This window comes from Tsukamurella paurometabola, from assembly GCF_900631615.1.
GTDB lineage: Bacteria > Actinomycetota > Actinomycetes > Mycobacteriales > Mycobacteriaceae > Tsukamurella > Tsukamurella paurometabola_A.
In genome coordinates, this window is record NZ_LR131273.1 from 4,444,560 (window position 1) to 4,467,706 (window position 23,147).

21 protein-coding genes are annotated in these 23,147 nt (G+C 73.1%); 11 read left to right on the forward strand and 10 right to left on the reverse strand.

The genetic code is table 11. The features are described 5' to 3' along the window. Positions 1 to 2: 2 nt before the first annotated feature. The 6 genes from ELY19_RS22115 to ELY19_RS22140 all read right to left on the reverse strand — a co-directional run bounded on the left by ELY19_RS22115 (position 3) and on the right by ELY19_RS22140 (position 5,611). Positions 3 to 764: a helix-turn-helix domain-containing protein gene (locus tag ELY19_RS22115; protein ID WP_227967037.1), complete on the reverse strand. Its 762-nt coding sequence runs from the start codon at positions 762 to 764 to the stop codon at positions 3 to 5. After that, a complete protein-coding gene (locus ELY19_RS22120; RefSeq protein WP_126198409.1) occupies positions 761 to 1,156 on the reverse strand; it encodes a VOC family protein in 396 nt (131 codons plus the stop codon). The genes ELY19_RS22115 and ELY19_RS22120 overlap by 4 nt, the downstream gene beginning before the upstream one ends. A 195-nt stretch (positions 1,157 to 1,351) precedes the next feature. After that, a complete protein-coding gene (gene tsf / locus ELY19_RS22125) occupies positions 1,352 to 2,176 on the reverse strand; it encodes a translation elongation factor Ts (RefSeq protein WP_126198410.1) in 825 nt (274 codons plus the stop codon). Between the two features lie 47 nt (positions 2,177 to 2,223). Continuing rightward, on the reverse strand, positions 2,224 to 3,063 hold the full coding sequence (gene rpsB / locus ELY19_RS22130; protein ID WP_068524919.1) for a 30S ribosomal protein S2: 840 nt from the start codon (positions 3,061 to 3,063) through the stop codon (positions 2,224 to 2,226). Positions 3,064 to 3,383: 320 nt separating this feature from the next. Then, entirely contained in the window at positions 3,384 to 4,922 is a 1,539-nt protein-coding gene (locus ELY19_RS22135) for an alanine/glycine:cation symporter family protein (RefSeq protein ID WP_126198411.1), read from the reverse strand. A gap of 92 nt (positions 4,923 to 5,014) precedes the next feature. After that, on the reverse strand, positions 5,015 to 5,611 hold the full coding sequence (locus ELY19_RS22140) for a TetR/AcrR family transcriptional regulator (protein ID WP_126198412.1): 597 nt from the start codon (positions 5,609 to 5,611) through the stop codon (positions 5,015 to 5,017). Positions 5,612 to 5,700: 89 nt separating this feature from the next. Here ELY19_RS22140 and ELY19_RS22145 point away from each other — a divergent pair, with 89 nt between their 5' ends. Both ELY19_RS22145 and ELY19_RS22150 read left to right on the forward strand, forming a co-directional pair. Then, positions 5,701 to 7,185 (forward strand): carboxylesterase/lipase family protein, encoded by a 1,485-nt coding sequence (locus ELY19_RS22145; protein ID WP_126198413.1) that lies wholly within the window; start codon positions 5,701 to 5,703, stop codon positions 7,183 to 7,185. 18 nt (positions 7,186 to 7,203) lie between these two features. Beyond that, the gene (locus tag ELY19_RS22150) at positions 7,204 to 8,004 is read left to right on the forward strand and encodes an alpha/beta fold hydrolase (protein WP_126198414.1); all 801 of its coding nucleotides are present in this window, start codon (positions 7,204 to 7,206) and stop codon (positions 8,002 to 8,004) included. Here ELY19_RS22150 and ELY19_RS22155 read toward each other — a convergent pair. After that, a complete protein-coding gene (locus ELY19_RS22155) occupies positions 7,993 to 8,622 on the reverse strand; it encodes a TetR/AcrR family transcriptional regulator C-terminal domain-containing protein (protein WP_126198415.1) in 630 nt (209 codons plus the stop codon). The genes ELY19_RS22150 and ELY19_RS22155 overlap by 12 nt on opposite strands. A 57-nt stretch (positions 8,623 to 8,679) precedes the next feature. Between ELY19_RS22155 and ELY19_RS22160 the strand changes: the two genes are divergently transcribed. After that, positions 8,680 to 9,585: a zinc-binding dehydrogenase gene (locus ELY19_RS22160; protein WP_126198416.1), complete on the forward strand. Its 906-nt coding sequence runs from the start codon at positions 8,680 to 8,682 to the stop codon at positions 9,583 to 9,585. Here ELY19_RS22160 and ELY19_RS22165 read toward each other — a convergent pair. Together ELY19_RS22165 and grpE are read right to left on the reverse strand one after the other, a co-directional pair. Further along, on the reverse strand, positions 9,575 to 10,927 hold the full coding sequence (locus ELY19_RS22165; RefSeq protein ID WP_126198417.1) for a dicarboxylate/amino acid:cation symporter: 1,353 nt from the start codon (positions 10,925 to 10,927) through the stop codon (positions 9,575 to 9,577). The genes ELY19_RS22160 and ELY19_RS22165 overlap by 11 nt on opposite strands. Before the next feature lie 43 nt (positions 10,928 to 10,970). Beyond that, positions 10,971 to 11,468, reverse strand: a complete 498-nt coding sequence (gene grpE, locus ELY19_RS22170; protein ID WP_126198418.1) for a nucleotide exchange factor GrpE — start codon at positions 11,466 to 11,468, stop codon at positions 10,971 to 10,973. Between the two features lie 45 nt (positions 11,469 to 11,513). Here grpE and ELY19_RS22175 point away from each other — a divergent pair, with 45 nt between their 5' ends. From ELY19_RS22175 to zwf, 8 genes are all read left to right on the forward strand, one after another. Next, entirely contained in the window at positions 11,514 to 13,193 is a 1,680-nt protein-coding gene (locus ELY19_RS22175; RefSeq protein WP_126198419.1) for an Hsp70 family protein, read from the forward strand. Beyond that, positions 13,190 to 15,331: a hypothetical protein gene (locus ELY19_RS22180; RefSeq protein ID WP_126198420.1), complete on the forward strand. Its 2,142-nt coding sequence runs from the start codon at positions 13,190 to 13,192 to the stop codon at positions 15,329 to 15,331. Before ELY19_RS22175 ends, ELY19_RS22180 begins: the two co-directional genes overlap by 4 nt. Before the next feature lie 3 nt (positions 15,332 to 15,334). Continuing rightward, the gene (locus ELY19_RS22185) at positions 15,335 to 16,531 is read left to right on the forward strand and encodes a multidrug effflux MFS transporter (protein ID WP_126198421.1); all 1,197 of its coding nucleotides are present in this window, start codon (positions 15,335 to 15,337) and stop codon (positions 16,529 to 16,531) included. A 10-nt stretch (positions 16,532 to 16,541) separates the two neighbouring features. Further along, positions 16,542 to 17,609, forward strand: a complete 1,068-nt coding sequence (locus ELY19_RS22190; protein WP_126198422.1) for a M48 family metallopeptidase — start codon at positions 16,542 to 16,544, stop codon at positions 17,607 to 17,609. Next, a complete protein-coding gene (locus ELY19_RS22195) occupies positions 17,606 to 18,694 on the forward strand; it encodes an SRPBCC family protein (protein WP_126198423.1) in 1,089 nt (362 codons plus the stop codon). The genes ELY19_RS22190 and ELY19_RS22195 overlap by 4 nt, the downstream gene beginning before the upstream one ends. A 1-nt stretch (position 18,695) precedes the next feature. Beyond that, positions 18,696 to 19,991: a methyltransferase family protein gene (locus tag ELY19_RS24025; protein ID WP_126198424.1), complete on the forward strand. Its 1,296-nt coding sequence runs from the start codon at positions 18,696 to 18,698 to the stop codon at positions 19,989 to 19,991. Positions 19,992 to 20,088: 97 nt separating this feature from the next. Next, complete coding sequence (locus tag ELY19_RS22205; RefSeq protein WP_126198425.1) at positions 20,089 to 20,601, forward strand: M23 family metallopeptidase; 513 nt, start codon at positions 20,089 to 20,091, stop codon at positions 20,599 to 20,601. A gap of 51 nt (positions 20,602 to 20,652) precedes the next feature. Continuing rightward, positions 20,653 to 22,212, forward strand: coding sequence for a glucose-6-phosphate dehydrogenase (gene zwf, locus ELY19_RS22210; protein ID WP_126198426.1), 1,560 nt, complete (start codon positions 20,653 to 20,655; stop codon positions 22,210 to 22,212). A gap of 3 nt (positions 22,213 to 22,215) precedes the next feature. Here zwf and ELY19_RS22215 read toward each other — a convergent pair whose 3' ends face one another. After that, positions 22,216 to 23,112: a tyrosine recombinase XerC gene (locus ELY19_RS22215; protein ID WP_126198427.1), complete on the reverse strand. Its 897-nt coding sequence runs from the start codon at positions 23,110 to 23,112 to the stop codon at positions 22,216 to 22,218. Between the last annotated feature and the right edge of the window lie 35 nt (positions 23,113 to 23,147).

The window sequence follows — 23,147 nt, forward strand, 5'->3', positions numbered from 1 at the left end:
CACTACACAGGCGTGAACTCGCTCCTGCGTCGCGCGAGGTAGGCGGACGGCGAGTACCCGAGGAAGGCGCGGACCTCGCGGCTCAGGTGCGCCTGGTCGGCGTAGCCCGCCCGCGCGGCCACGTCGGCGGCGCTCTCCCCCGCCTCGAGGGCGCGGCGTGCGGCGTCGAAGCGCATGAGCCGGGCCGCCTGCTTGATGCCCATGCCGAACTCGGCCGTGAACTTCATCGCCAGGTACCGGGCCGACCACCCCGAGCGCTCGACGAGTTCGGCGACGGTGACCCGCCCCTGCCGGGCGGCGAGGTGGGCCCACGCCGCGGCGGCGTCGGGCTGCACCTCGTGCCCCGACGTCGCGTACCGCGCCAGGACGGCGGCGGCGACGGCCTCCCGGTCCGCGACGGGGGCCGTCGACACGCGCCCGTACAACTCGGCGGCGAGGCCGGGATGCAGCGCGTCGAGTTCGACGGCCTCTCCGCCGAGCTCTGCCGCGGGGGCACCGGTGAGGGCCCGGACGAGACTGGGCTTCACATCCACCTGGACGCCGCGCTGCAGCCCGTCGTGGTGGACGAGGTAGGGCGTGGGATGCATGCCGGAGAGGCACAGGCGGAAGGACGTGCGCTCCGGTAGCCCCGGTCCCGTCAGGTCCAGGCCGTGCCCGAGGTCGATGATCATCGTGAGTGTCGGCGAGGGGACGGCGAGGTGGGTGCCCGGAACGACGCCGCTGATGTCGTAGGCGGCGCTCCGGGCGATCCCGGGCGCGGTCACCCCGCGTAGGTACCGAAACTCCACGTGTTGCCCTCCGGGTCGGCGACGGAGAATCCTCGCGACCCATAGTCCTCCTCGCGCATGTCCCGCACCAGGCGGGCGCCGAGATCGGTGGCGCGGGCGTACACGGCGTCGGGGTCGGTGACGACCACGTACAGGTTGCCGCTCCCGGTGGGCGCGGAGAAGGTCTTGTCCTGTTTGCCGGCGGAGTGGATCATGACCCGGCCTCCGTCGGGCCAGAGCATCTCGGAGTGAACGACCTCGCCGTCACCGTCGCCCTCGACGAGGATCCCGTCCTCGAATCCGAGGCCTCGCAGCCACTCGCGGGCGGCGAGCGGGTCGTCGTAGGTGAGTCCCGGCCAGATGTTGTTGTCTCTGCGTGTCGTGTTCATGCCCCGACTCTGGCATCCGGCGGCGCCGTCGGGCTTGAAGATTTCCGCACGCCCACCCCGCCCCGGAATTGAACACTGTTTCGGACAGCGAATCCGCAGGTCGCGGTGGACGGAAACGGTGTTCAATTCCGGGGTGGAGAGACGACGAGGCCCGCACCGGCGTATCGGTGCGGGCCTCGTACGCGAGTCGGAGGGTTACTCCTGGCCGACCTCGAAGCGGGTGAAGGCGAGCACCTTCACGCCGGCCTCGTCCAGCACCTGCTGGACGGACTTCTTGTTGTCGGTCACCGACGGCTGGTCCGGGAGGACGGTGTCCTTGTAGTAGGCCATAGTCTTGCCCTCGATGATCTTCGGCAGCGCCTGCTCCGGCTTGCCCTCGGCGCGCGCGGTCTCCTCGGCGATGCGACGCTCGTTCTCGATGACGTCGGCCGGAACCTCGTCCCGGCTGGCGTACTTCGCCTTGAGCGCGGCGACCTGCATGCCGGCGCCGCGAGCGGCCTCGGCGGCGGCGTCGCCCTCGCCCGAGAACGAGACCAGCACGCCCACGGCGGGCGGCAGGTCCGAGCTGCGCTTGTGCAGGTAGACGGCCACGGGGCCGTCGTAGCGCGCGATGCGGCGCAGCACGAGCTTCTCGCCCAGCTTGGCCGAAGCGGCCTCGATGCGCGACGCGACGGTCTCGCCCTCGAGCGGCAGCTCGAGCACGGCCTCGACGGTGGCGGCGTCCGACGCGGCGGCGGCCGCGACGATCGCGTCGGCGAGCTGCTGGAACTCCTCGTTCTTCGCGACGAAGTCGGTCTCGGAGTTGAGCTCGATCAGCACGCCGTCCTTGGCGGCCACGAGGCCCTCGGCGGTGGAACGACCGGCACGCTTGCCGACGTCCTTCGCGCCCTTGATGCGCAGTACCTCGACGGCCTTGTCGAAATCGCCGTCGGTCTCGGTGAGCGCGTTCTTGCAGTCCATCATCCCCGACCCGGTGAGGTCGCGGAGACGCTTGACGTCAGCGGCGGTGTAGTTCGCCATGTATGCGGCTCCTGTCTAAGAAGGGAAGGTCGTGCGACCGGAAACGATCAGGCTTCCGGGGTCTCGGTGGCCGGCGCCTCGGTCGCGGGCGCCTCGGCGGCGGGGGTCGCGACGGTGGCGGACTCCAGCAGCTCCTGCTCCCACTCGGCGAGGGGCTCGCCGGCGCCGGCCTCGGGCTTGGCGTCGCCGGTGGCGACGCCCGCGCGGGCCTGCACGCCCTCGGCCACGGCCGAAGCCACGACCTTGGTCAGCAGGGCGGCGGAGCGGATCGCGTCGTCGTTGCCCGGGATCGGGTAGTCGACGAGGTCGGGATCGCAGTTGGTGTCGAGGATCGCGATGACCGGGATGCCCAGCTTGCGGGCCTCGCCCACGGCGATGTGCTCCTTGTTGGTGTCCACGACCCAGATGGCCGAGGGGACCTTGGCCATGTCGCGGATACCGCCGAGGGTGCGCTCGAGCTTGTTCTTCTCACGCGTGAGCATGAGGATTTCCTTCTTGGTGCGACCCTCGAAGCCACCGGTCTGCTCCATGGTCTCCAGCTCCTTCATGCGCTGAAGACGCTTGTGGACCGTCTGGAAGTTGGTGAGCATGCCGCCCAGCCAGCGCTGGTTCACGTAGGGCATGCCGACGCGGGTGGCCTCTTCGGCGATCGACTCCTGGGCCTGCTTCTTGGTGCCGACGAAGAGGACGGTGCCACCGTGGGCGACGGTCTCCTTGACGAACTCGTAGGCCTTGTCGATGTAGGTCAGCGTCTGCTGCAGATCGATGATGTAGATGCCGTTGCGGTCGGTGAAGATGAAGCGCTTCATCTTCGGGTTCCACCGACGGGTCTGATGACCGAAGTGCGCGCCGCTGTCCAGCAGCTGCTTCATGGTGACGACAGCCATGATGCCTCTTTCGTAGTTGCAGTTGTACACGCCGCGACGACCCTCGTTTCCGCCGGTCAGCGGCCGAGAGGCGATGCGCGGTGTCCTGGTGTTCCGCCGCACTGCACTCCTTCGAGAAGGAGACCGCGCTGCACGGCAGCGCCCAGAACGGACCAGGGCGCCTGAAAGGAACACGCGTAGTCACCCCGCCATCTGGACGGAGCGCAGGAGTCAGTGTACGCCCGCGGCGCCGACCTGCGAAATCGCCGGGACGGAAGCAGGTCGACGGTGCCGCGCCGGCCCGGCGTCGTCGGGTCGCGTCAGGGGTCGACGCAGTCGCGCTACGCGTCGACCGGGTCGGCGCGGCGGTCGGCGGCGCGTTCCTCCCAGAACGTGGCGCCCACGATGCCCAGCGGCGTCGGGTCGAACTGCGGGTCGACGCCCAGCTTCTGCTGCCGCTCGAAGTCGCGGAGCGCCGTGAAGGCCGCGTTCTGCAGGACCAGGATGCCGATGATGTTGAGCCATGCCATGAGCCCCACGCCGAGGTCGCCCATCGCCCAGGCGTCCTTGGCGGTGGAGACCGCGCCGATCGCCACCGACGCGAGGATCAGCATCTGCAGCAGCATCGTGAGGACCCGGCCGAGCGCGGAGTTGAGCACCGGGATCACCACGACGGCGAAGCGGCCCATCAGGAAGCGCAGGTTCGTCTCCGCCATGTAGTAGTAGGCGACGATCGTCGTGAAGCAGAAGAAGGCCAGCGAGATGGCGATGAAGCTCGCGCCCGAGCCGTTGAAGACGGTGTCGAAGCCCTGCTGCGCGTACGCCGGCCCGACCTCCGGGTCGCCGACGAGCGCACCGCCGTCGGCCAGTACGCGGCCGGAGGCGGAGTCGCCCTCGAAGACGCGGTAGGCGCCGGTGCTGAGGATGATGAACGCGGTGGCGGAGCAGACGAACAGCGTGTCGACGTACACGGCGAAGGCCTGCGCGAGCCCCTGCTTGGCGGGGTGGCTGACCTCGGCGGCCGCGGCGGCGTGCGGGCCGGTGCCCTGCCCGGCCTCGTTCGAGTAGACGCCGCGCTTGACGCCCCACATGACGGCGGTGCCGATGAGGGCGCCGAAGCCGGCGGACAGGTCGAAGGCCTCGCGGACGATCAACTGGATCACGCCGGGGATGGCGTCGGCGTTGAACGCCATGATGATGAGCGCGGCGGCGATGTAGAGGATCGCCATGAACGGGACGACGACGGAGGCGAAGGTCGCGATCCGCTTCACGCCGCCGATGATGACGAAGGCCAGCACGATGACGGTGCCGAGGGCGACGACCCAGGGTTCGACGCCCCAGGCGCCCTCCATCGCGACCGCCATCGAGTTGGACTGCACCATCGGCATCAGCAGCCCGCAGGCCAGGACGGTGACGGCGGCGAAGAGCAGGCCGTAGACGTTCCCGACCACCGCGTACTTCCCGTTCGCGAGCGCCCGGCGGAAGTAGTAGGCGGGACCGCCGCGGTATTCGCCGGTGAGCCGGTCGCGCTCCTTGTAGATCTGCCCCAGCGTGCACTCGACGTACGAGGTGGACGCGCCGAGGAAGGCCATGACCCACATCCACAGGACGGCGCCGGGGCCGCCGAACGCGATCGCGGTGGCGACGCCGGCGATGTTGCCGGTGCCCACGCGCCCGGCCAGCGACATCGCGAGCGCCTGGAAGGAGCTCACCCCGGACGCCGATTTCTCGCCGTGGATGAGCTGCCCGAGCATCGCGGGGATCTGGCGCACCTGCACCAGCCTCGAGCGGATCGAGAAGTAGACACCCACGCCGAGGCACAGGTAGATGAGCGCGGGGCTCCACACGTACTCGTTCAGGGTCGCCAGTAGGTCAGACATGCGAGCAACCTTAAAGGGCTCCTCACCTCGACGGACCGCATCGGCAATCACCGGTTACGCACTCGTCATCGAATCGCAAAAAACGCTCCGGCTCAGGCGTCGAAGAGGTCGTCCAGGTGGCGGTCGACCGCGGCCAGCGCGTCCTCGGCGGTGATGACGCCGAGATCGAGGAGCGGGGTCAGCCCGGTGACCGCGAGCAACCGGTCGGTCTCGGTCGACGGTGCACGGTCCGCGGAGATCAGCCCGTCGGCGATCGCCTGCGCGATCAGCTCCTCGACCTGCGCCCGCGCGCGCAGCATCCCGTCGCGGGCACGGACGCGGAGGCCGTCGTCGTGCAGGGCCTCGAGCACGTACGCGGCGCTCATCCGGCTGGTGGCCCGCGCGTCGGGATGCAGGGGCAGCATCTCCGTCAGCGTCACTCGCAGGACGGCGCGCGGGTGCGGCTCCGGCCCGAGTTCCGCGAGCCCGTCGCCGACGCGCTCCCCGGTCCGGTCCGCGGCGAAGTCCATGGCGAAGGTGAGTAGTTCGCGCCGCGAGGTGAAGTAGTGCTGCACCTGGCCGTGCGACATCCCCGCCTCCTTGGCGACCTCGCGCAGACTCAACCGCAGGACGCCGCGCTGATCGACCACGCGCCACAGGGCGCGGGCGATCACCTCGCGGCGTTCCCGGTGATCGACCTGTTTCGGCACGGCGACTCCCTTCGGTCTCAATACACTTGAAATAATACAAGTGGATGATAACGTCGAGGGCGGGACACGCCGACTCCGAGGAGGCCGACATGCAGGAACGACCGCGGGTCAGGACGAAGGAGGGCGTCGTCGAGGGAGTACGCACCGAGGGCACCGTCGTCTTCCGCGGCATCCCTTACGCGCAGCCGCCCGTCGGGCCGCTGCGCTTCGCGGCGCCCGCGCCGGTCCCCCACTGGGACGGCGTGCGTCCTGCGGCCGAGTTCGGTCCCCCACCGCCGCAGTCCGGGCCCGGACCGCAGGCCGACGCCTCGGACGACACGAACTGGCTCACCGTCAACGTGTGCGCCCCCGACACCGGCCGGTCCGGGCTGCCGGTCCTGGTGTGGATCTGCTGCGGCGGCTACATGGCGGGGACCGCGGCCGATCCGATGTTCGACCCCACCGCGCTCGCCACCACGGGCCTCGTGGTCGTGAGCGTCCAGTGCCGCATGGGCGCCGAGGGTTTCGCCCTGCTGGACGGCGCACCGTCGAACCGGGGACTGCTCGATCAGATCGCGGCGCTCGAGTGGATCCGGCGGAACATCGCCGCGTTCGGGGGCGACCCCGGCGCGGTCACGATCGCCGGCACGTCGGGCGGCGCGGGATCGGTCGCGGCGCTGCTCGCGATCCCCCGCGCCCGGACGCTGTTCCGGCGGGCCATCACCCATTCGGTTCCCGGGCTGCACATCACCCCCGCGCTGGCGACGGAGGTCACCGCGGCGCTCGCCGCCCGCCTCTGCGTCGACCCCACGGCGGCCGGCCTCGCCGAGGTCGCGCCGCAGCGGCTCGCGGACGAGGTCACGGCCCTCTGTCACGACGCGCCCGCCCACCGGGATCGGTGGGGCGGCCTCGCGCAACTGGGGATCGTCGTCTGCCCCGTGATCGACGGCGACCTCCTGACCGAGACCCCGTGGGAGGCCCTGGCCTCGGGGCGCGCCGCGGGCGTCGACCTCCTCGCCGGGCACATGCGCGACGAGTTCCGGTTGTTCAGCGTCATGATGGGACTCCGCGGCACGTTCACCGACGCCGACGTGACCCGCGCGCTCGACGTGTTCGCCCCCGGCGACCCCGCGGACTACCGCGCCGCGTACCCGCGCGCGACCGCGGACGAGCTGATGGAGATCGTCTCCTCCGATGCCACTTTCCGGATGCCGTCGGTGCTGCTCGCGGACGCGAACGCCGGCGCCGGCGGCGCCACGTTCCTCTTCGAGGTGCGCTGGGAGTCCGCGGCGTACGGCGCGTGCCACAGCATCGACGTCCCGCTCGCGTTCGGGACACCGGGCAGCCCGACCGGGCGCATGCTCTTCGGCGACGACCCGGCACCCGCGGTGCACGCCCTCTCGGAGGAGTTGCTCCACGCGTGGGTACGGTTCTGCGGCACCGGCGATCCGGGCTGGCCGCGGTACGACGAGGACCGCCGGGCCACCCGCCTCCTCGACGATCCGTCGACGACGGCGCCGTACCCCGAGGAACAGTCGCACCGCTTGTGGCGGGGGCACCCGCCCGCGCCGTTCGCACCCGTCGCGCCGCGCTAGCGACCGGAGGGAGGCCGCATGTCCGAGCCGGTCCACGTCACCGCCTGGCCCGCGGACGCCCGCTCCGGCGTCGCGCCCGCGATCTTCGTCCACGGCGTCTTCACCTGGGGCGACGACGAGGCCTACGGCTTCGCCGCGCAGCGTTCGCTCGCTGGCGAGCGGACGCTGCTACTGGTGGACCGCCGCGGCTACGGCCGGTCGCCGGACACGGACCGGAGCGACTTCGACACGGACGCCGAGGATCTCGTCGCGCTCCTCGACACGTGCCAGGACGGCGCGCACCTCGTCGGGCACTCCAACGGCGGACTCGCCGCAATGCTGGCCGCAGCCCGACGCCCGCAGGCCGTGCGGTCCCTGGCCCTGATCCAGCCGCCCGCCCTGCGAGCCGCGGCGGACCACCCGGCGGTGCGCGCCCTGCTGGACCGCGCCGCCCACGCCGGCACCCCGCCCGACCCGGAACCCGCGGACTTCCTGCGACTCTCGACGGAGGGCATGGGGATGCCGGTGCCGGAACCGACCCCGGAGCGACTGCGCGCCGTCCGGACGTCGATGCGGGAGCGACCGGTCTGGGAGGCGGATCCTCCACTGCAGCCGCTGGCCGCCGCGCCGTGGCCCGCGCTGGTCATCACCGGCACGTGGGACGACGCGCCCGAGGAGTACCGGCGGTACGCGGGCGAGCCGCTCCTCGCCTGCGCGGATGCTGTGGCCGACCGGATCGGCGCCCGCCGCCTGCGCGTGCCCGGCTACTACCCGCACACACAGCGCCCGGTGGAGGTCAACGATGCGTTGCGCCGCCTGTGGCGCGACTCAGCGGGGTAGCCGCGCGGCGAGACCGTCGAGCAGGAAGCGCACGGCGTCGTCGAAACGATCGTCGGGCGCACCCCACGCCGTCGGCCCCGCCTGCGCCGCGAGGGGGTACTCCTCCGCGCCGATCGCGGCCGCGCGGGCGACCGGGTCGTAGCCCTCGGCCGGCGCACCGTCGGCCCCGAAGACCGCCTGCTCCTCGATGACGAACCCCACCACCAGGTCCCGCAGGGTGGACAGCGCGAGCGCGGCGTCGCGCAGCGGGAATCCGGCGTCGACCAGCAGCCGCAGCGGCCGTTCACTCGCGCGCACGACGGCGACGTCCGTGAACCTCGACCCGCTGAAGACGCGGGCGCCGTCGGTGTGCGCGCGCAGGGCGGACCGGAGCCGCCGGGCCCGGTCCATCAGTTCGGCGCGCCAATCGCCGGCGACGGGTCCCGCGGGCAGGGCGCGCCGCATCAGCTCGGTGGCCATCTCGTCCAGAAGGTCGCGCTTGGACGCGACGTGCCAGTACAGGGCGGGCGCCTTGACCTGCAGGCGGTCGGCGATCCGGCGCAGCGTCAGCCCCTCGATCCCGACCTCGTCGAGCACCTCCAGCGCCGCCGCCACCACATCCGTCCGTGCGAGTCCCACCCCGCCAGCTTAACGGTGTTAAAGTGGAATCGAATTTAACGCCGTTAAGGAGACCGCATGAGAGCAGTTCTCGCCACCTACGCCGATGCGCCCGTCTGGGCCGACGCCCCCGATCCCGTCGCCGGCCCCGGCCTGGTCACGGTGTCGATGCGCGCGGTCCCGCTGCACAACCTCGCCCGCGGCATCGCCGAGGGCAGGCACTACGCCGCCCCCGCGGCGCCGGGCTTCGTCATCGGCGTCGACGGCGTCGGGGTCACCGAGGACGGCCGCCGGGTGTACGTCTCGGCGCCCGGCACCGCTGCCCCGACGATCGTGGTCCCCTCCGCGGCCCTGGTCGACGTGCCGGACGCACTCGACGACCTGCAGGCCGCCGCCGCCGTGAACGCCGTCATGTCGTCGTGGATGGCGATGACGGTCCGCACCCGTGTCCACCCCGGGCAGACGGTGCTGGTGCTCGGTGCCACCGGCGGCTCGGGACGCCCCGCGGTCGCGGTGGCTCGTCACTTCGGCGCGCGCGTGATCGCCGCGGGCCGCAACACCGACGTGCTCGAGACGGTGGGCGCGGACGCGACCGTCGACCTGAGCGCCCCGGAGGCGGAGATCGCGGAGGCGCTGCGCCGCGAGAAGATCGACGTGGTCATCGACTACCTGTGGGGCCGCCCCGCGGAACTGACCCTCGCCGCGCTCGAGAAGCGCGGACCGTCGGAGTTCGTGCAGATCGGCACGATGGCGGGCGCGGAGATCACGCTGCCCGGCGCGCTCCTGCGGTCGACCGACATCCGCCTGCTGGGCAGCGGTTTCGGATCCTTCACGGCGGACGAGGTCGCCGCGGCACGACCGGCCATCCTCGACGCCGTGGTCGAACTCGGGATCGCGATGGACGTCACCGCCGTGCCCGCGGAGTCCGTCGCCGATGTGTGGCGGGCGGACACCGCGGGCACGCGGGTGGTGCTCACGCTGTAGCGGGGACCCGGTCCTCGGCCGACTCGTCGGCGTAGACGTCCGTGCGCGGCGCGTTGTAGGCGTCCTCGTCGAGGATGCCCTCCTGCTTGGCGACGATCGTCGGGACCAGCGCCTGGCCCGTGACGTTGAGCGCCGTGCGCCCCATGTCGACGATCGGCTCGACGGCCAGCAGCAGGCCGACGCCGGCGAGCGGCAGCCCGAGGGTGGAGAGGGTCAGCGTCAGCATGACCGTCGCGCCGGTGGTGCCCGCGGTCGCGGCGGAGCCGACCACCGAGACGATCACGATGAGCAGGTAGTCGGTGATGCCGAGCGGCACGTGGAAGAACTGCGCCACGAAGATCGCGGCGATCGCCGGGTAGATCGCCGCGCAGCCGTCCATCTTCGTGGTCGCGCCGAGCGGAACCGCGAACGAGGAGTACTCGCGCGGGACGCCGAGGTTCCGCTCCGTGACCCGCTCGGTGACGGGCAGCGTCCCGATCGAGCTGCGGGAGACGAAGCCCAGCTGTGCGGCCGGCCACACGCCGCTGAAGAACTGCTTCACCGACAGGCCGTGCGCCCGGATGATCAGCGGGTACACGACGAAACCGACGATGAGCAGGCCCAGGTAGATCGCGCCGGTGAAGACGCCGAGGGAGCCGATGGCGTCCCAGCCGTAGGTCGCGACGGCGGTGCCGATGAGCGCGGCGGTGCCGATCGGTGCGAGGCGGATGATCCACCACAGCACCTTCTGGATGATCGCCAGCAGCGAGGCGTTGAAGGCGATGAAGGGCTCGGCCTTCTCCCCCACCTTGAGCGCGGCGATGCCGATCGCGGCGGCGACCACCAGCACCTGCAGCACGTTGAAGCTGAGCGAGACGGAACCGTCGGACGCCTTGGCCTGGAGGCCGAGGAAGTTGGACGGGACGAGGCCGGTGATGAAGGCCCACCACGAGCCCGTGCTCGACGGCGCCTTGCCCTCGCCCGTGACCGTGGTGTGCGCGCCGGGCTGCAGCACCAGGCCGAGGATGATGCCGATGACCACCGAGATGAAGGCGGTGATCGCGAACCACAGCAGTGTCTTCCCCGCGAGGCGGGCCGCGTTGGTGACGTTGCGCAGGTTGGCGATCGACGCGATCACCGCGGTCACCACGAGCGGCACGACGGCCACGGTGAGCAGTTTGACGTAGCTGGACCCGATCGTCTTGAGCGTGCCGACCAGCCAGTTCGCGTTGCCGTCCGCGGCGGGCGCCATGTTCCGGGCGATCAGCCCGAGCACGACACCGGCGACGAGGCCGACGACGATCTGGAAGCCGAAGTTCTTCAGCAGCGCGGGTACGCGCGACGGGGTTTCCACAGAGGACATGTCGGGGTGCAACGAAACACCGGCGAGCGGTGTTCCCTTCCGATCACGCTGAGCGGAAAGCTCGCACCACCACCCGTGCGGGGCGTACGTTCCGCGCCGGCACGCCGAGCCCGGGAGTGAGGACCTCGGCGACGGTGCGGTCCGCCTCCTCGTCGTCGGTGGGTACGACGTCGGCGGCCTCCATGACGGCCGGGTCGAAGGCGTCCCCCACCCCCGGGGCGACGACGGTGCCGCCCCTGCCCACGAGCAGGCGCTCGACGCGCGACGCCACGGCGGCGAAGGCCGCGCGCTCCCGCTCCGACTCCGCGGTGTCCGCGCACGCGGTCACCTCGCCGAGGAGCGCGAACAGCTCGACCACGAGCGGCAGGTCGGCGCCGGCGCGATCGCGGGCCTCGCGGGCACGCTCGGCGTCCGCGAGCCGTTCGACGGTGCCGGCCTGCCGCGCGAGGATCCGGGCCAGGTCCTCCACCCGTTCGGCCAGCCGATCGTCCGGGTTCGCGGCCGGCTCCCCGGCGGCGGTAGCGGCCTCGTCTGCGCTCATGCTCGCCAACCCTAGCGCGCCCTCTGCGCTGCTAATATCCCCGCCATGGGGGTGTACGGCATCGACCTGGGCACGACCAACTCCGCGATCGCGCGCATCGGCGCGGACGGTCGCCCCGAGATCGTCCGCGGGCTCGGCGGGGAGACGACGGTGCCCTCGGTGGTGTTGTTCGCGTCGGCCTACGACCATCTCGTGGGCGAGGGCGCGCGACGCCAGGCCCGACTCGACCCGGAGCACGTGTGCACCCTGGTCAAGCGCCGCATGGGCGACGCGCAGTGGCGCTTCCGCGCGCACGGTGACACCTGGTCGGCGCCCGCCGTGTCCGCACTCATCCTCAAGAGCCTCGCGGGCGACGTCGAGTTCAGCGGCGGCGAACCGGTGCGGCGCGTGGTGATCACCGTGCCGGCCTACTTCGGCGACGAGGAGCGCCGCGCCACCATCCAGGCCGGCGCCTACGCGGGCTTCGACGTGGCCGGCGTCCTGTCCGAGCCCATCGCGGCGGCACTCTCCTACGGCTTCGGGCGGCTCGACGGCGGCCTCGCCCCCGGCACGGGCGCGCCGCGCGAGACGGTACTGGTCTACGACCTGGGCGGCGGCACCTTCGACGCGACCGTCATCGAGCTCGCCGACCGGCGGATCTCGGTCCTCGCCGTGGAGGGCGACCACCAGCTCGGCGGCGCCGACTGGGACGAGCGGATCGCGCTGCACCTGTCGCAGCGGTTCTGCGAGGCGAACCCGGACGCGGAGGACCCACTCGACGATTCCGCGGGCTCCCAGTCGCTGGTGCTCGCGGCCGAGCAGGCCAAACACGAGCTCACCGGCGCGGACCGCACCGAGGTGATCGTCGCGCACGACGGGGCGCGCGCCGTCGTCACCCTGACCCGCGCCGAGCTGGAGGAGATGACCGCCCCGCTGCTGCGGCGGACCGTCGACCTGGCGCGGGACTGCCTGAGGACCGCCGAGAAGCGGGGCGCGCACCGGATCGACCGTCTGCTGCTGGTCGGCGGGTCCTCGCGGATGCCGGCGGTGGCCCGCGCACTCCGCGAGCAGCTCGGACTCGACGGGGAGTTGCACGATCCCGACCTGGCGGTCGCGCGGGGTGCGGCGCTGTACGGCGAGAAGCTGGAGATGGAGCGTCTCGTCGCGGCCGACCTCGTGACCCGCGGCCTCCTGCCCGACGGCGCGCCCCCGCTGCACGCGCAGGCGGCGGAGCTGGAGAATTCGATCGCGCGCGTCGCGGCCTCCTTCCAGCAACCCGTCTCGCTGGTGCGACGGATGCTCGAGATCCAGGTCGACACCGTGATCTCCCGGGGATTCGGCGTGCTCGCGGTGCACGACCACGGCGACCTCGGCGTCACGTGGCTCGTGGAGCGCAACCAGACGCTGCCCGTGCGCGTGCGCCGCTCCTTCGGCACGATGCGCGAGGACCAGCAGCAGATCGAGATCACCGTCGTCGAACAGCAGGGCCAGGTCGCCTCGCAGCGTCTCGGCGACGCGAAGCTGTTGGTGGAGGGCACGATCCGCGACATCCCGCCCGGGTACCCGGCGGGGAGCGAGGTGCGCATCACGTTCGAGATGGGCTTCGACGGGGTGCTGCACGTGACGGCGCACCACGTGGATGCGGACCTGCCGCTGACGCTCTCCGCGCAGACCGGCGCGATGCTCTCGCAGGCCGACGTGGAGCGCGAGCTCGGCCAGGTGCAGCGGTCGCGGCGCCGCGAGTGACGGGCCGCGAGATGCCGACGCCGCCGCCGTTCGATCCCAACGACTACCGCAAGCGGGTCCTCGCCGCCGTCGCCCGGCGCGGTGGTCCCGACCACACCGATGCCTTCGAGCTGTACGACCTGCCGCTCGACGCCGCGGGTCTCTCCGACGCCGACGTCGCGACCCGGCTCGACGAGGTCTGGGGCTTCTGGCAGCGCCAGCGCGACCACCCGAAGTACCGCACCCTGGTGGCGCGGCTCGTCGCCGAGCACGAGCGGCGCAGCGCCCCGCTCCGGTCGGCGCCGAGCCGGGTGGCGGAGGCGGCGCGGGTGCGCGCCGAGCGTGCGGAGCGCGACGCCGCCCGGTACGAGATCCTCGACACCGCGATCGAGCGGCTCGTCGAGCGCCACGGCGGGGTGCCCGCCGAGAAGGTCCCCGGGCTCGAGGAGATCGGCGCGCTGGGCGGGCTCACCGCGGCCGAGGTCGCCGCCCGGTTGCGGCGCCATCGCGTGCTGGAAGGAGCCGACGCCCCCTCCCCGGCTCCCGCGCCCGGCGGCCTGACTCCGCAGCGCCGGGCGCAGATCCGCGCGCTGCTCGCCGAGTGGGGCGAGCTGTGCGGCGAACCGGTGCCGACCCTGTTCGCCCTGCTCGGCCTCGGGATCACCGATGCGCACGACGTGGTGGAGCTCCGGGACCGCGCCGAGCTCCTGCACCGCCGCGCCCGCGAGATGCCGCCCGGTCGCGGCCGCGCGGTGCTCGACGAGCTGGGCGTGCACGTGCGCGAGGTGCTCACCGTCGGCGGCCCGCTCGCCGACGCCTATGCCCGCGCCGTGGTCGAGGACGCCACGGAGGCGCTGCGCCCGAAGGTGCGTGCCGCGATCCTCATCGAGGACCGGCTGCTCGGCCCCGATCACGAGTACCTCGCCGGGGAGGGCGAGGAGCACGGCCTCGACCGCGCCACCGCGGAACGGATCCTCGCCGAGCTGGCGGCCGAGTACGGCGGCGGGGTCGGTCACGCGCCGCCCGGGCCCGCGTCATCGCCCGGCACGGCCCGGCCCGCGCCGCCACCGACCACCGGTTCCCGGGCCTGGGAGGCACCGCTCAAGGCCGCCCGCGCCGCGCTGCGCCGCGGCCGCCCGGCGGAGGCTGCGCGCCTGGCGGCGGAGGCCGGCGCGCTCGACGACGGCACGGCCGGCGCGCAGGTGCGGACCGTCGCCGACGAGGCGCGGCGCGTGCTCGACGAGGCCGCCGCGCTCTGGCGGGAGGTCGCCGGGGCCCGCGCCGCCGGAGAGTACGCCGACGCGGCCCGCGTGCTCGCACAACTGCAGCGGCGGGCGCTCGACGCTCCCCCACCGCCGGGCCAGCCCACCCTGCAGGACGCCATCGACGAGGCACGCCGCGCGCAGGCGGGGCCGGGCGCCGCACCCGCACCGCGCGGCGCGACAGCGACACCGCCACCGATCGCGCGGGCCGCCGACTCCGCGCCGACCCCGCCGGCCGCCGTCCCCGCGCCGCCCACCGCCGTCGCGGCACACCCGGTCGACGGTGCCGTGCTGGTCACGTGGTCCTCCCCGCATCCCGTGGCCGACTACAAGGTGAGCCGCCGGCGGCCCGACGGCGGCTGGAGCGTGGTCGGCCGCACCCGCGAGACGCGGCTCGAGGACGGCGGCGCACCCCGCCGCGCGGTCCCGGTCTACGCGGTCGTCGCCGTGGTCGACGGCGTCCCGTCGAGCGAGGCCCGCTCGGACGCACACCCCGCCCCCGCTCCCGCGGCCCGGGCATCGTCGACCCCTGCGACGCCACCGCCCGCCGCGTCCGGCCCCGCACCCGCACCGGCGATCCCCGCGCCGGGCGTGGACTTCCCCGCCATCACGAATGTGGCGTTCACCGGCGGCCGGCTGACCTTCGACTGGCCGCCCGAGGTGACCGAGGTGTACGTGTCCTCGCGGGTGGCCGGCCCGCCCCGCTCGCCCGTCGACCCCACCGCGCGGTCCTGGAAGGTGACCAACACCCGTTACCAGATCGACGGCGGCGCAGTACTTCCCGCGGACCTGCCCCGCCCCGCGCACCTCGCGGTCGCGGCGTGCCGCCGCGGACCCGACGGCGCCCTGCTGCTCGCCCCGGATTTCGCCCCGACCGCGCACCTGCGGTTGGATTGACGGGTGTCACGACCCCGCACAGACTCCCGAGGAAACCTGCGGCTGGCCCTCATCCTGGGCTCGCTGTCCGCCTTCGGTCCGATCACGACCGACCTCTACCTGCCCGCCCTCCCCGCCGCCGCCGCGGACCTCGGCGCCTCGCAGCCGGCGATCCAGGCGACCCTCACCGCGTGTCTCATCGGCCTCGCGGCGGGCCAGGTCTTCGTGGGTCCGCTGTCGGACTCGATCGGCCGGCGCCGCCCGATGATCGTCGGGATGGCGTTGTTCATCGTCAGCTCGCTGCTGTGTGCGATCGCCCCGTCGGTGTACCTGCTCGACGTCGCGCGCCTCCTGCAGGGTGCCGCGGGCGCGGCCGGGATCGTCCTGAGCCTCGCCATCGTCCGGGATCTGTTCGACGGGGTCGCCGCCGCGCGCATGATCGCCGCGCTCATGGCCGTCGGCGGCGTGGCACCGATCGTCGCGCCGCTCGCCGGCGCACAGCTCCTGCGGTTCATGGAGTGGCGCGGCCTGTTCGTGGTGCTGGCCGTGCTCGGGGTGGCCCTGCTCGCGATCGCGGCCGCCAAGGTGCCGGAGACGTTGCCGAAGGCGGACCGTCGGCCCGTCGGCTGGGGCTCGGTGGCGAGCGGCTTCGTCGCGCTGGCGCGGGACCGCCGGTTCGTCGCGCTGACGCTGACCGGCGGCCTGGCCTTCGCCGCGATGTTCGCCTACATCTCCACCTCGGCGTTCGTCTTCCAGAGCCACTACGGCTACTCCGAGTCGGAGTTCAGCGTGGTCTTCGCGGTCAATGCGGTGGGGCTGCTCACGACCAACCTGCTCGGCGGCCGGTTGGTGGGCCGGGTGCCGGTGGCGACGCTGGTGCGGATCGGCCTGGCCGGCATGGTGGCCGGCGCGGTCGCGTCGCTCGCGTCCCTCGCCGCGGCCCATCCGCCGCTGGTGATCGTCTCGCTCTTCGTCACGGTGTCGAGCCTCGGCCTCGTCATGCCGACGGTCGCGGCCCTCGCCCTCGACGACCACGGAGACCTGGCGGGGACCGCCTCCGCGGCGCTGGGCGCGGCCCGCATGGTGCTGGGCGGCGTCGCGGCGCTGTTCGCCGGCATCGGCGGGGATCCCGTCGTGCTCGGCTCGGTGATGGTGCTGTGCGCGGTCGGCGCGGCGGTGTCGTTCGCGATCGCCAAGCGAACGCCAAGCGCGAGCCGGTAACGTGGCCCGTATGACCGATTCAGTGTCCCGAAGCTATCGTTCGCTACCCGGCATTAGCTCCCGCGCGTGGGAGCACCCGGCTGATCGGGCCGCGCTCGTCGCCCTGCGCAGCCTCAAGGGATTCGACACCGTGCTCAAGGCGATCTCCGCGCTGTTGCGCGAGCGCCAGCACCGGCTCCTGTTCCTCGCCTCGGGCGTCCGCGCGGACGACCGGCAGTTCCGAGACCTGCACGACATGCTCGTCGACTGCGCGCGCGTACTCGACACCGATGTCGTCCCCGAGCTGTACGTGGTGCAAAGCCCCACGGTGAACGCCCTGACCATCGGCATGGACGAGCCGTTCATCGTCATCAACACGGGCCTGCTGGAGCTCCTCGACGACGAGGAGAAGCGGTTCGTGATCGGCCACGAACTCGGACACGCCCTGTCCGGTCACGCCGTGTACCGCACGATGCTCATGCACCTCATGCGGCTGGCCGGCACGTTCGGCCTGGTCCCCATCGGCGGCTGGGCGCTGCGCGCGCTCGTCGCGGCCCTCATGGAGTGGCAGCGCAAGTCCGAGCTGTCGGGCGACCGCGCCGGGCTCCTGTGCGTGCAGGACCCGGACGTCGCGATGCGCGTGCACATGAAGACCGCCGGCGGCACCCGGCTCGGCGAGATGGACACCCAGCGCTTCCTCGCGCAGGCGGCCGAGTACGAGCGCACCGGAGACCTGCGCGACGGCGTGCTCAAGCTGCTCAACCTGGAACTGCAGTCGCACCCCTTCTCCGTGCTGCGCGCCGCCGACCTCAACCGCTGGGTCGAGCGCGGCGACTACGGACGGATCCTCGGTGGCGAGTACCCGCAGCGCGCCGACGACGACCGCGCCAGCACCGCCGAGGAGTTCAGGAACGCCGCCCGCACCTACAAGGACGGCTTCGACGCCTCCGCGGATCCGCTGATCACCACCCTGCGCGACTTCGGGGCCTCGGCCGTGAACACCGTCGGACAGGGCGTCACCGACGTCGCCACCGGGGTCAGCCGCAAGATCGACGAGTGGCGCCGCAACTCCGCCCGGAAGTACGACGAGGGCGAGTGAGCACTTCCCCGCCGCCCGAGCCGGGCGACGCCCCCGAGCCGACCGACGCCCCGGAGCCGGGCGAGGCGCATGCGCCGCCCGAACCGGCCGATCCGGAGCAGCGCACCGATCCCACCGCGACGACGGGGCGGGAGGGCCGTGCGCAGGAGGACGAACCGGCCCCGACCGTGCCGCTGAGCCGCAGGCCCGCGGTCCTGACGATGTTGGCGCTGATCGTGGTGTGCGTGATCGGCAGCCTCCTCATGCGATCCATGAAGGGCTGGCTGAACCAGACATCGGTGTTCTACGTCGGTCTCCCCGCGCTGCTGGCCGCCCTGCTCGTCATCTCGCGGCCGTCGAGCAGCGCCTACGGCATCGTGCTCAAAGGCACGACGCTGTTCCTGCTCATCGCCACGATCTTCGCCGGCGAGGGCGTCGTGTGCGTGCTCTTCGCCGCACCCCTGGTGTACGCCGTCGCGCTCCTGGTGGCCGCGCTCGTGCAGGCGGTCCGCAGGGGCGGGCAGGGCCCGCGGGCGGTCGTCGTGCCCGCGCTGCTGCTCGCCGTCGCGTCGACCGAGGGTGCCGTGCCCGCACTCACCCTGCCCGCCGAGAACACCGTCACCGCCGACCGCGTGGTCGACGCGACGCCCGACCAGGTCCGGGCGGCCCTGGCGGTGCCGCTCCGCTTCGCCGAGCCCTCGGGCGCGCTGGCGCTCGGCTTCCCGCGCCCCCTCGAGGACCACCCGGAGGGGCTGGAGCCGGGCGATGCCCGGCACGTCGTCTTCAGCGGCGCCCCACAGCGCGCCGCTCCCCTGCACGGGCACCACTGGGGCACCGCCCCGTCGACCCTGACCCTGCGCGTGGCCGCCGCGGACGACCGGTCGGTCGCGTACGTGGCGGAGCACGACGCCACCCCGATCGCCACCTGGCTCAGGTGGCGCGCGTCGACGGTGCGCTGGGAGCCGGTCGGGGGCGGGACGCGCGTCACCTGGTCGCTCACCTTCGACCGTCGCCTCGCGCCCGCCGCCTACTGGACACCGTTGGAGCGGGCCGTCGCCCGGCGCGCGGCGGACTACCTCATCGGCTCACTGGCCCTCCCCGGCTGACGTGCCGACCGACCTCCCACTCGCAGCACTACGCCCCGCGGTGGCGCTCGTGCCGTGGCTGCTCGCCGCGGCCGCGGCGATTCCGGCGGACCGGCCCCGCCGCGCCGGGGCCGCGCTCGGGGCGCTGTGGAACGCGGTGGCCCTCCTCGCCGTCAACGCCGCCGCGGTGCGGCTCGGGTGGTGGTCCTTCGGCACCGCCGCGGCACCGGTCACCGGATCGGTGTGGGCGGGAGTCCCGCTCGACGTCGTGCTCGGGTGGGCGGTGCTGTGGGGCGCGGTCCCGGTCCTCCTCGGTTCCCTGGTGCGGCCCGCGCTCACCGCGGTCGTGCTCGTCGCCGGGGACCTGCTCGCGATGGCCTCGCTCGCGCCGCTCGTCGTGCTCGGGCCGACGTGGCTGTGGGGCGAGGCGACGGCCGTCGCGCTCGCCCTGGCGCCCGGGCTCCTGCTCGGCGAGCTCACGGCCCGCCGCCGCGCGGTCCGGGTGCGGTCGTGGCTGCAGACGGTGCTGTTCACCGCGATCCTCGCCTGGTGCCTGCCGTCGGTGGCGCTGGCGTTCGCCGGCCGCACCTGGGGCGCGGCATGGACCGCGTGGCCGCCGCCGGTGCTGTCGCTGTGGGTCCAGGCCGGGGTGCTGTTCGCGATCGTCGCGCAGCGCGCGGTCGCCGAGTTCGCCGAGCACGGCGGCACGCCGTTTCCGTGGGACCCACCGTCGCGCCTGGTCCGGACGGGTCCGTACGCCTATCTCGCGAATCCGATGCAGGCGTGCGCCGCCGCGATCCTGCTCGTCGAGGCGGCCGCCCTGCGCGAATGGCGCCTCGCCGCCGGCGCGGTTGTCGCGGTGGCCTTCGCGGCGGGCATCGCCGCGCTGCACGAGGACGGCGAACTCACCGGCCGGTTCGGTCCCGCGTGGCGCGGCTACCGCCGGGCCGTACCGTCGTGGCGGCCGCGACTCACGCCGGTCGACGGCGACGGCCCCGCCGCACTGTGGGTCTCGGCGACGTGCCCGGTGTGCGCGCCGGTGGGCGCGTGGTTCGCGGTCCGCGCACCGGAGCGGCTGGCGATCCGGGCGGCGGAGGAACACCCGGCCGGCCTGCGACGCGTCCGGTACACGCGCCCGGACGGTGCGGGCACGGCGTCGGGGCTCGCCGCGATCGGGCGCGCCCTCGAACACCTCGGCCTGGGCTGGGCGGTCGTCGGATGGATCCTCCGGGCCCCGGTCCTCGCGCCGGTCCTCCAGGTCGCGGTCGACGCCCTCGGAGGTGGCCCGCGCCGCCTGCCCCACGACCCGTCGCCGTAGTCCGGGCAGTGTCAACCCCCTGTGGAAACACCGAATCCCTCCACAGGCCGCGTCCTCCGAGCTCCTCGCCGAGGGCGCGGTGCGGCACCGTCGGGACATGCGCACCGCATCCCGAACCGCCCTGGCCCTGATCGCCGTCGCCGTGGCCGGCGCCGCACCCGCGCGCGCCGCGGGCGACTACGACTGGCCCCTGGACCCGCGGCCCGCGGTGGCACGGCCCTTCGCGAACCCCGAGAAGCGCTGGCAGCAGGGCCACCGCGGCGCCGACCTCGCCGCCGTCCCCGGGCAGACGGTCTACGCCGCGGGCGCGGGGCGGGTGCACCACGTCGGGCGGGTGGACGACCGGGTGGTCGTCTCCGTCCTGCACCCGAACGGGCTGCTCACCACCTATGAACCGATCGACGAGCCGGCCGTGCGGGCGGGCGACGAGGTCGGGGTCGGGTCGCCGCTCGGCCGCGTCGCGAGCGGCCACGCCGGCTGCCCTGCCGCGGCCTGTCTGCACTGGGGCCTGCGGCGCGGCGCGGGGCACTCCGCCGAGTACTTCAACCCGCTCCTGCTCGTGGGGGCCGCGCCGGTCCGCCTGCTTCCGGACGCGGGCCCGTCCGGGTGAATCGGCCGTGCCGCCGCGCGCCGACCGCGCGGGAATGCGACGATTCCTCCCGTGACGGACGCGAGCACGCCAGAATCGACCACGGACGACGCGAAGGCACAACGGCTTCAGGAGGCACAGACGATCGCCTATCCCAGCGGCTCCACGCGGCGCTCCCGCACGGCCCCGCAGAACGATCCGACACTGGTGGTGCTGTTCGGCGCCACCGGCGATCTCTCGCGGCGAAAGCTGCTGTGCGGCCTCGGTTACCTCGCCGTGTCCGGCCTGGCCCCGGACATGCGGGTCATCGGGACCAGCCTCGACGACATGACCGACGACGAGTTCCGCGCCTTCGCCAAGCAGGCGATCGACGAGCTCGGCGCGCGCAAGCTCACCGCCGAGCAGTGGGAGCGGTTCGCACCCAAGCTGTCCTACGTCAACACGTCGGCCGGCCCCGCGGCGCTGGCCGAGGCGGTCGCGGCCAAGGAACAGGAGCTCGCCGACGCCGACGCGCAGGGCGACCGCGAGCGGGTGCGCCGCCTGTACTACCTCAGTGTGCCGCCGAAGGCCGCGACCAAGGTGATCGCGACGCTCAACGAGGCGGGCCTCGTCGAGCGCTCGCGGGTCATCATGGAGAAGCCCTTCGGCGAGGATCTCGAGTCGGCGCTGGCCCTCAACGACGAGGTGCACAAGACCTTCAAAGAGAACCAGATCTTCCGCATCGACCACTTCCTCGGCAAGGAGGCGGCCCAGAACATCCTGGCCTTCCGCTTCGCGAACGGCCTGTTCGAGCCGATCTGGAACCGCAACTTCATCGACCACGTGCAGATCGACATCCCCGAGTCGCTGGGGCTCGACGCGCGCGCCGCGTTCTACGAGCCCACCGGCGCGTACAAGGACATGGTGGTCACGCACCTGTTCCAGGTGATGGCCTTCGTCGCGATGGAGCCGCCGACGGCGCTGGAGCCGCGGGCGATCTCCGAGGAGAAGAACAAGGTCTTCCGGTCGCTGGAGCCGATCCGCCCCGAGGACGTGATCCGCGGCCAGTACGCGGGGTACCGCCAGGAGAAGGGCGTCGACCCCGAGTCCGACACGGAGACCTTCATCGCGCTCAAGGCGCGCATCGACAACTGGCGCTGGGCCGGCGTGCCCTTCTACCTGCGCACGGGCAAGAAGATGGCGCAGGGCATGCGGATCATCTCGATCGCCTTCAAGGAGGCGCCGAAGTCGATGTTCCCGGCCGGGTCGGGCATCGGCCAGCAGGGGCCCGACCACCTCACCTTCGACCTCGCCGACGAGTCCAAGGTCTCACTCTCCTTCTACGGCAAGCGGCCCGGCCCGGGCATGCGGCTGTCGAAGCTGTCGATGCAGTTCTCCACCGAGGACACCGAGCAGGCCGACGACGTGCTGGAGGCCTACGAGCGCCTGATCCTCGACGCGATCAACGGCGACCACACGCTGTTCACCACCGCCGAGGGCATCGAATCGCTGTGGGAGCGGTCGATCCCGCTGCTCGACGATCCGCCGCCGGTCCGCTCGTACGAGCCGGGTTCGTGGGGCCCGAACTCGATCCACCAGCTCATCGCCCCGAACGCCTGGCGCCTGCCCTTCGAGCGCAACTGGCGCGACTAGGGCTCACGCGCGGGGGTGCGCCTGCTCGTGCGCGGCCCGCAGCCGCGCGACCGAGACGTGCGTGTAGAGCTGCGTCGTCGCCAGCGACGAGTGCCCGAGGAGCTCCTGCACGACGCGCAGGTCCGCGCCACCGTCGAGCAGATGGGTGGCGGCGGTGTGCCGGAGGCCGTGCGGCGCCACCTCGCGCCCGCCCGGCACCGACCCGGTGACCTGGTGCACGACGGTCCGCGCCTGCCGCGGGTCGAGCCGGCCCCCGCGCGCCCCGAGGAAGAGGGCGTGGCCGGAACGCTCGGTCACCAGCGCGGGCCGGGCCTCGTCGAGCCAGCGCCGCAGGGCCGCGGCGGCGGGCGCGCCGAACGGTACCGTCCGCTCCTTGTTCCCCTTGCCGATCACGGTGAGCACGCGCCGGCCGTGGTCGACGGACCCCAGGTCGAGGCCGCACAGTTCGCTCACGCGGATCCCGGTGGCGTAGAGGAGTTCGGCGATCGCGAGGTCGCGCACCGCGATCGGATCGCCCTCCGCCGCACCGGAGGCGGCGTTGCGCAGGGCCTGCCCGGCATCGTCGGACGAGAGGACCGCGGGAAGGGTGCGGTGCGCGCGCGGCGCCTTGAGCCGCACGCCGGGATCGGCGTCCAGGTCGCCGCGGCGCGCGGCCCACGCGGTGTAGGCGCGGGCGGCGGAGGCCTGCCGCGCGAGGGTGGTCCGCGCGGCGCCCGATGCGGCGCGCTCCCCCAGCCAGGCCCGCAGCGTCGCCAGGTCCAGGCGGTCCGCGGCGACACCCCGCTCCTCCGCGAACGCGAGCAGCGCCCGCAGATCGGTGAGGTACGCGCGCACCGTGTGCTCGCTGCGGCCGCGCTCGAGCCGCAGGTACGTCTCGTACTCCGCCAGCGCCTCGCTCATGCCTCCACCCTAGCCCCGAATTGAACATCGTTTCG

What these genes read in the sequence shown, in the direction of transcription:
- ELY19_RS22160 (WP_126198416.1), top strand. Translation starts at nt 8,680, where the DNA reads ATGAGAGCAGTTCTCGCCACCTACGCCGATGCGCCCGTCTGGGCCGAC.
- ELY19_RS22190 (WP_126198422.1), top strand. Translation starts at nt 16,542, where the DNA reads ATGACCGATTCAGTGTCCCGAAGCTATCGTTCGCTACCCGGCATTAGC.
- tsf (WP_126198410.1), bottom strand. Translation starts at nt 2,176, where the DNA reads ATGGCGAACTACACCGCCGCTGACGTCAAGCGTCTCCGCGACCTCACC.
- rpsB (WP_068524919.1), bottom strand. Translation starts at nt 3,063, where the DNA reads ATGGCTGTCGTCACCATGAAGCAGCTGCTGGACAGCGGCGCGCACTTC.
- ELY19_RS22135 (WP_126198411.1), bottom strand. Translation starts at nt 4,922, where the DNA reads ATGTCTGACCTACTGGCGACCCTGAACGAGTACGTGTGGAGCCCCGCG.
- grpE (WP_126198418.1), bottom strand. Translation starts at nt 11,468, where the DNA reads ATGAGCGCAGACGAGGCCGCTACCGCCGCCGGGGAGCCGGCCGCGAAC.
- ELY19_RS22120 (WP_126198409.1), bottom strand. Translation starts at nt 1,156, where the DNA reads ATGAACACGACACGCAGAGACAACAACATCTGGCCGGGACTCACCTAC.
- ELY19_RS22150 (WP_126198414.1), top strand. Translation starts at nt 7,204, where the DNA reads ATGTCCGAGCCGGTCCACGTCACCGCCTGGCCCGCGGACGCCCGCTCC.
- ELY19_RS22145 (WP_126198413.1), top strand. Translation starts at nt 5,701, where the DNA reads ATGCAGGAACGACCGCGGGTCAGGACGAAGGAGGGCGTCGTCGAGGGA.
- ELY19_RS22205 (WP_126198425.1), top strand. Translation starts at nt 20,089, where the DNA reads ATGCGCACCGCATCCCGAACCGCCCTGGCCCTGATCGCCGTCGCCGTG.
- ELY19_RS22215 (WP_126198427.1), bottom strand. Translation starts at nt 23,112, where the DNA reads ATGAGCGAGGCGCTGGCGGAGTACGAGACGTACCTGCGGCTCGAGCGC.
- ELY19_RS22175 (WP_126198419.1), top strand. Translation starts at nt 11,514, where the DNA reads ATGGGGGTGTACGGCATCGACCTGGGCACGACCAACTCCGCGATCGCG.
- ELY19_RS22165 (WP_126198417.1), bottom strand. Translation starts at nt 10,927, where the DNA reads ATGTCCTCTGTGGAAACCCCGTCGCGCGTACCCGCGCTGCTGAAGAAC.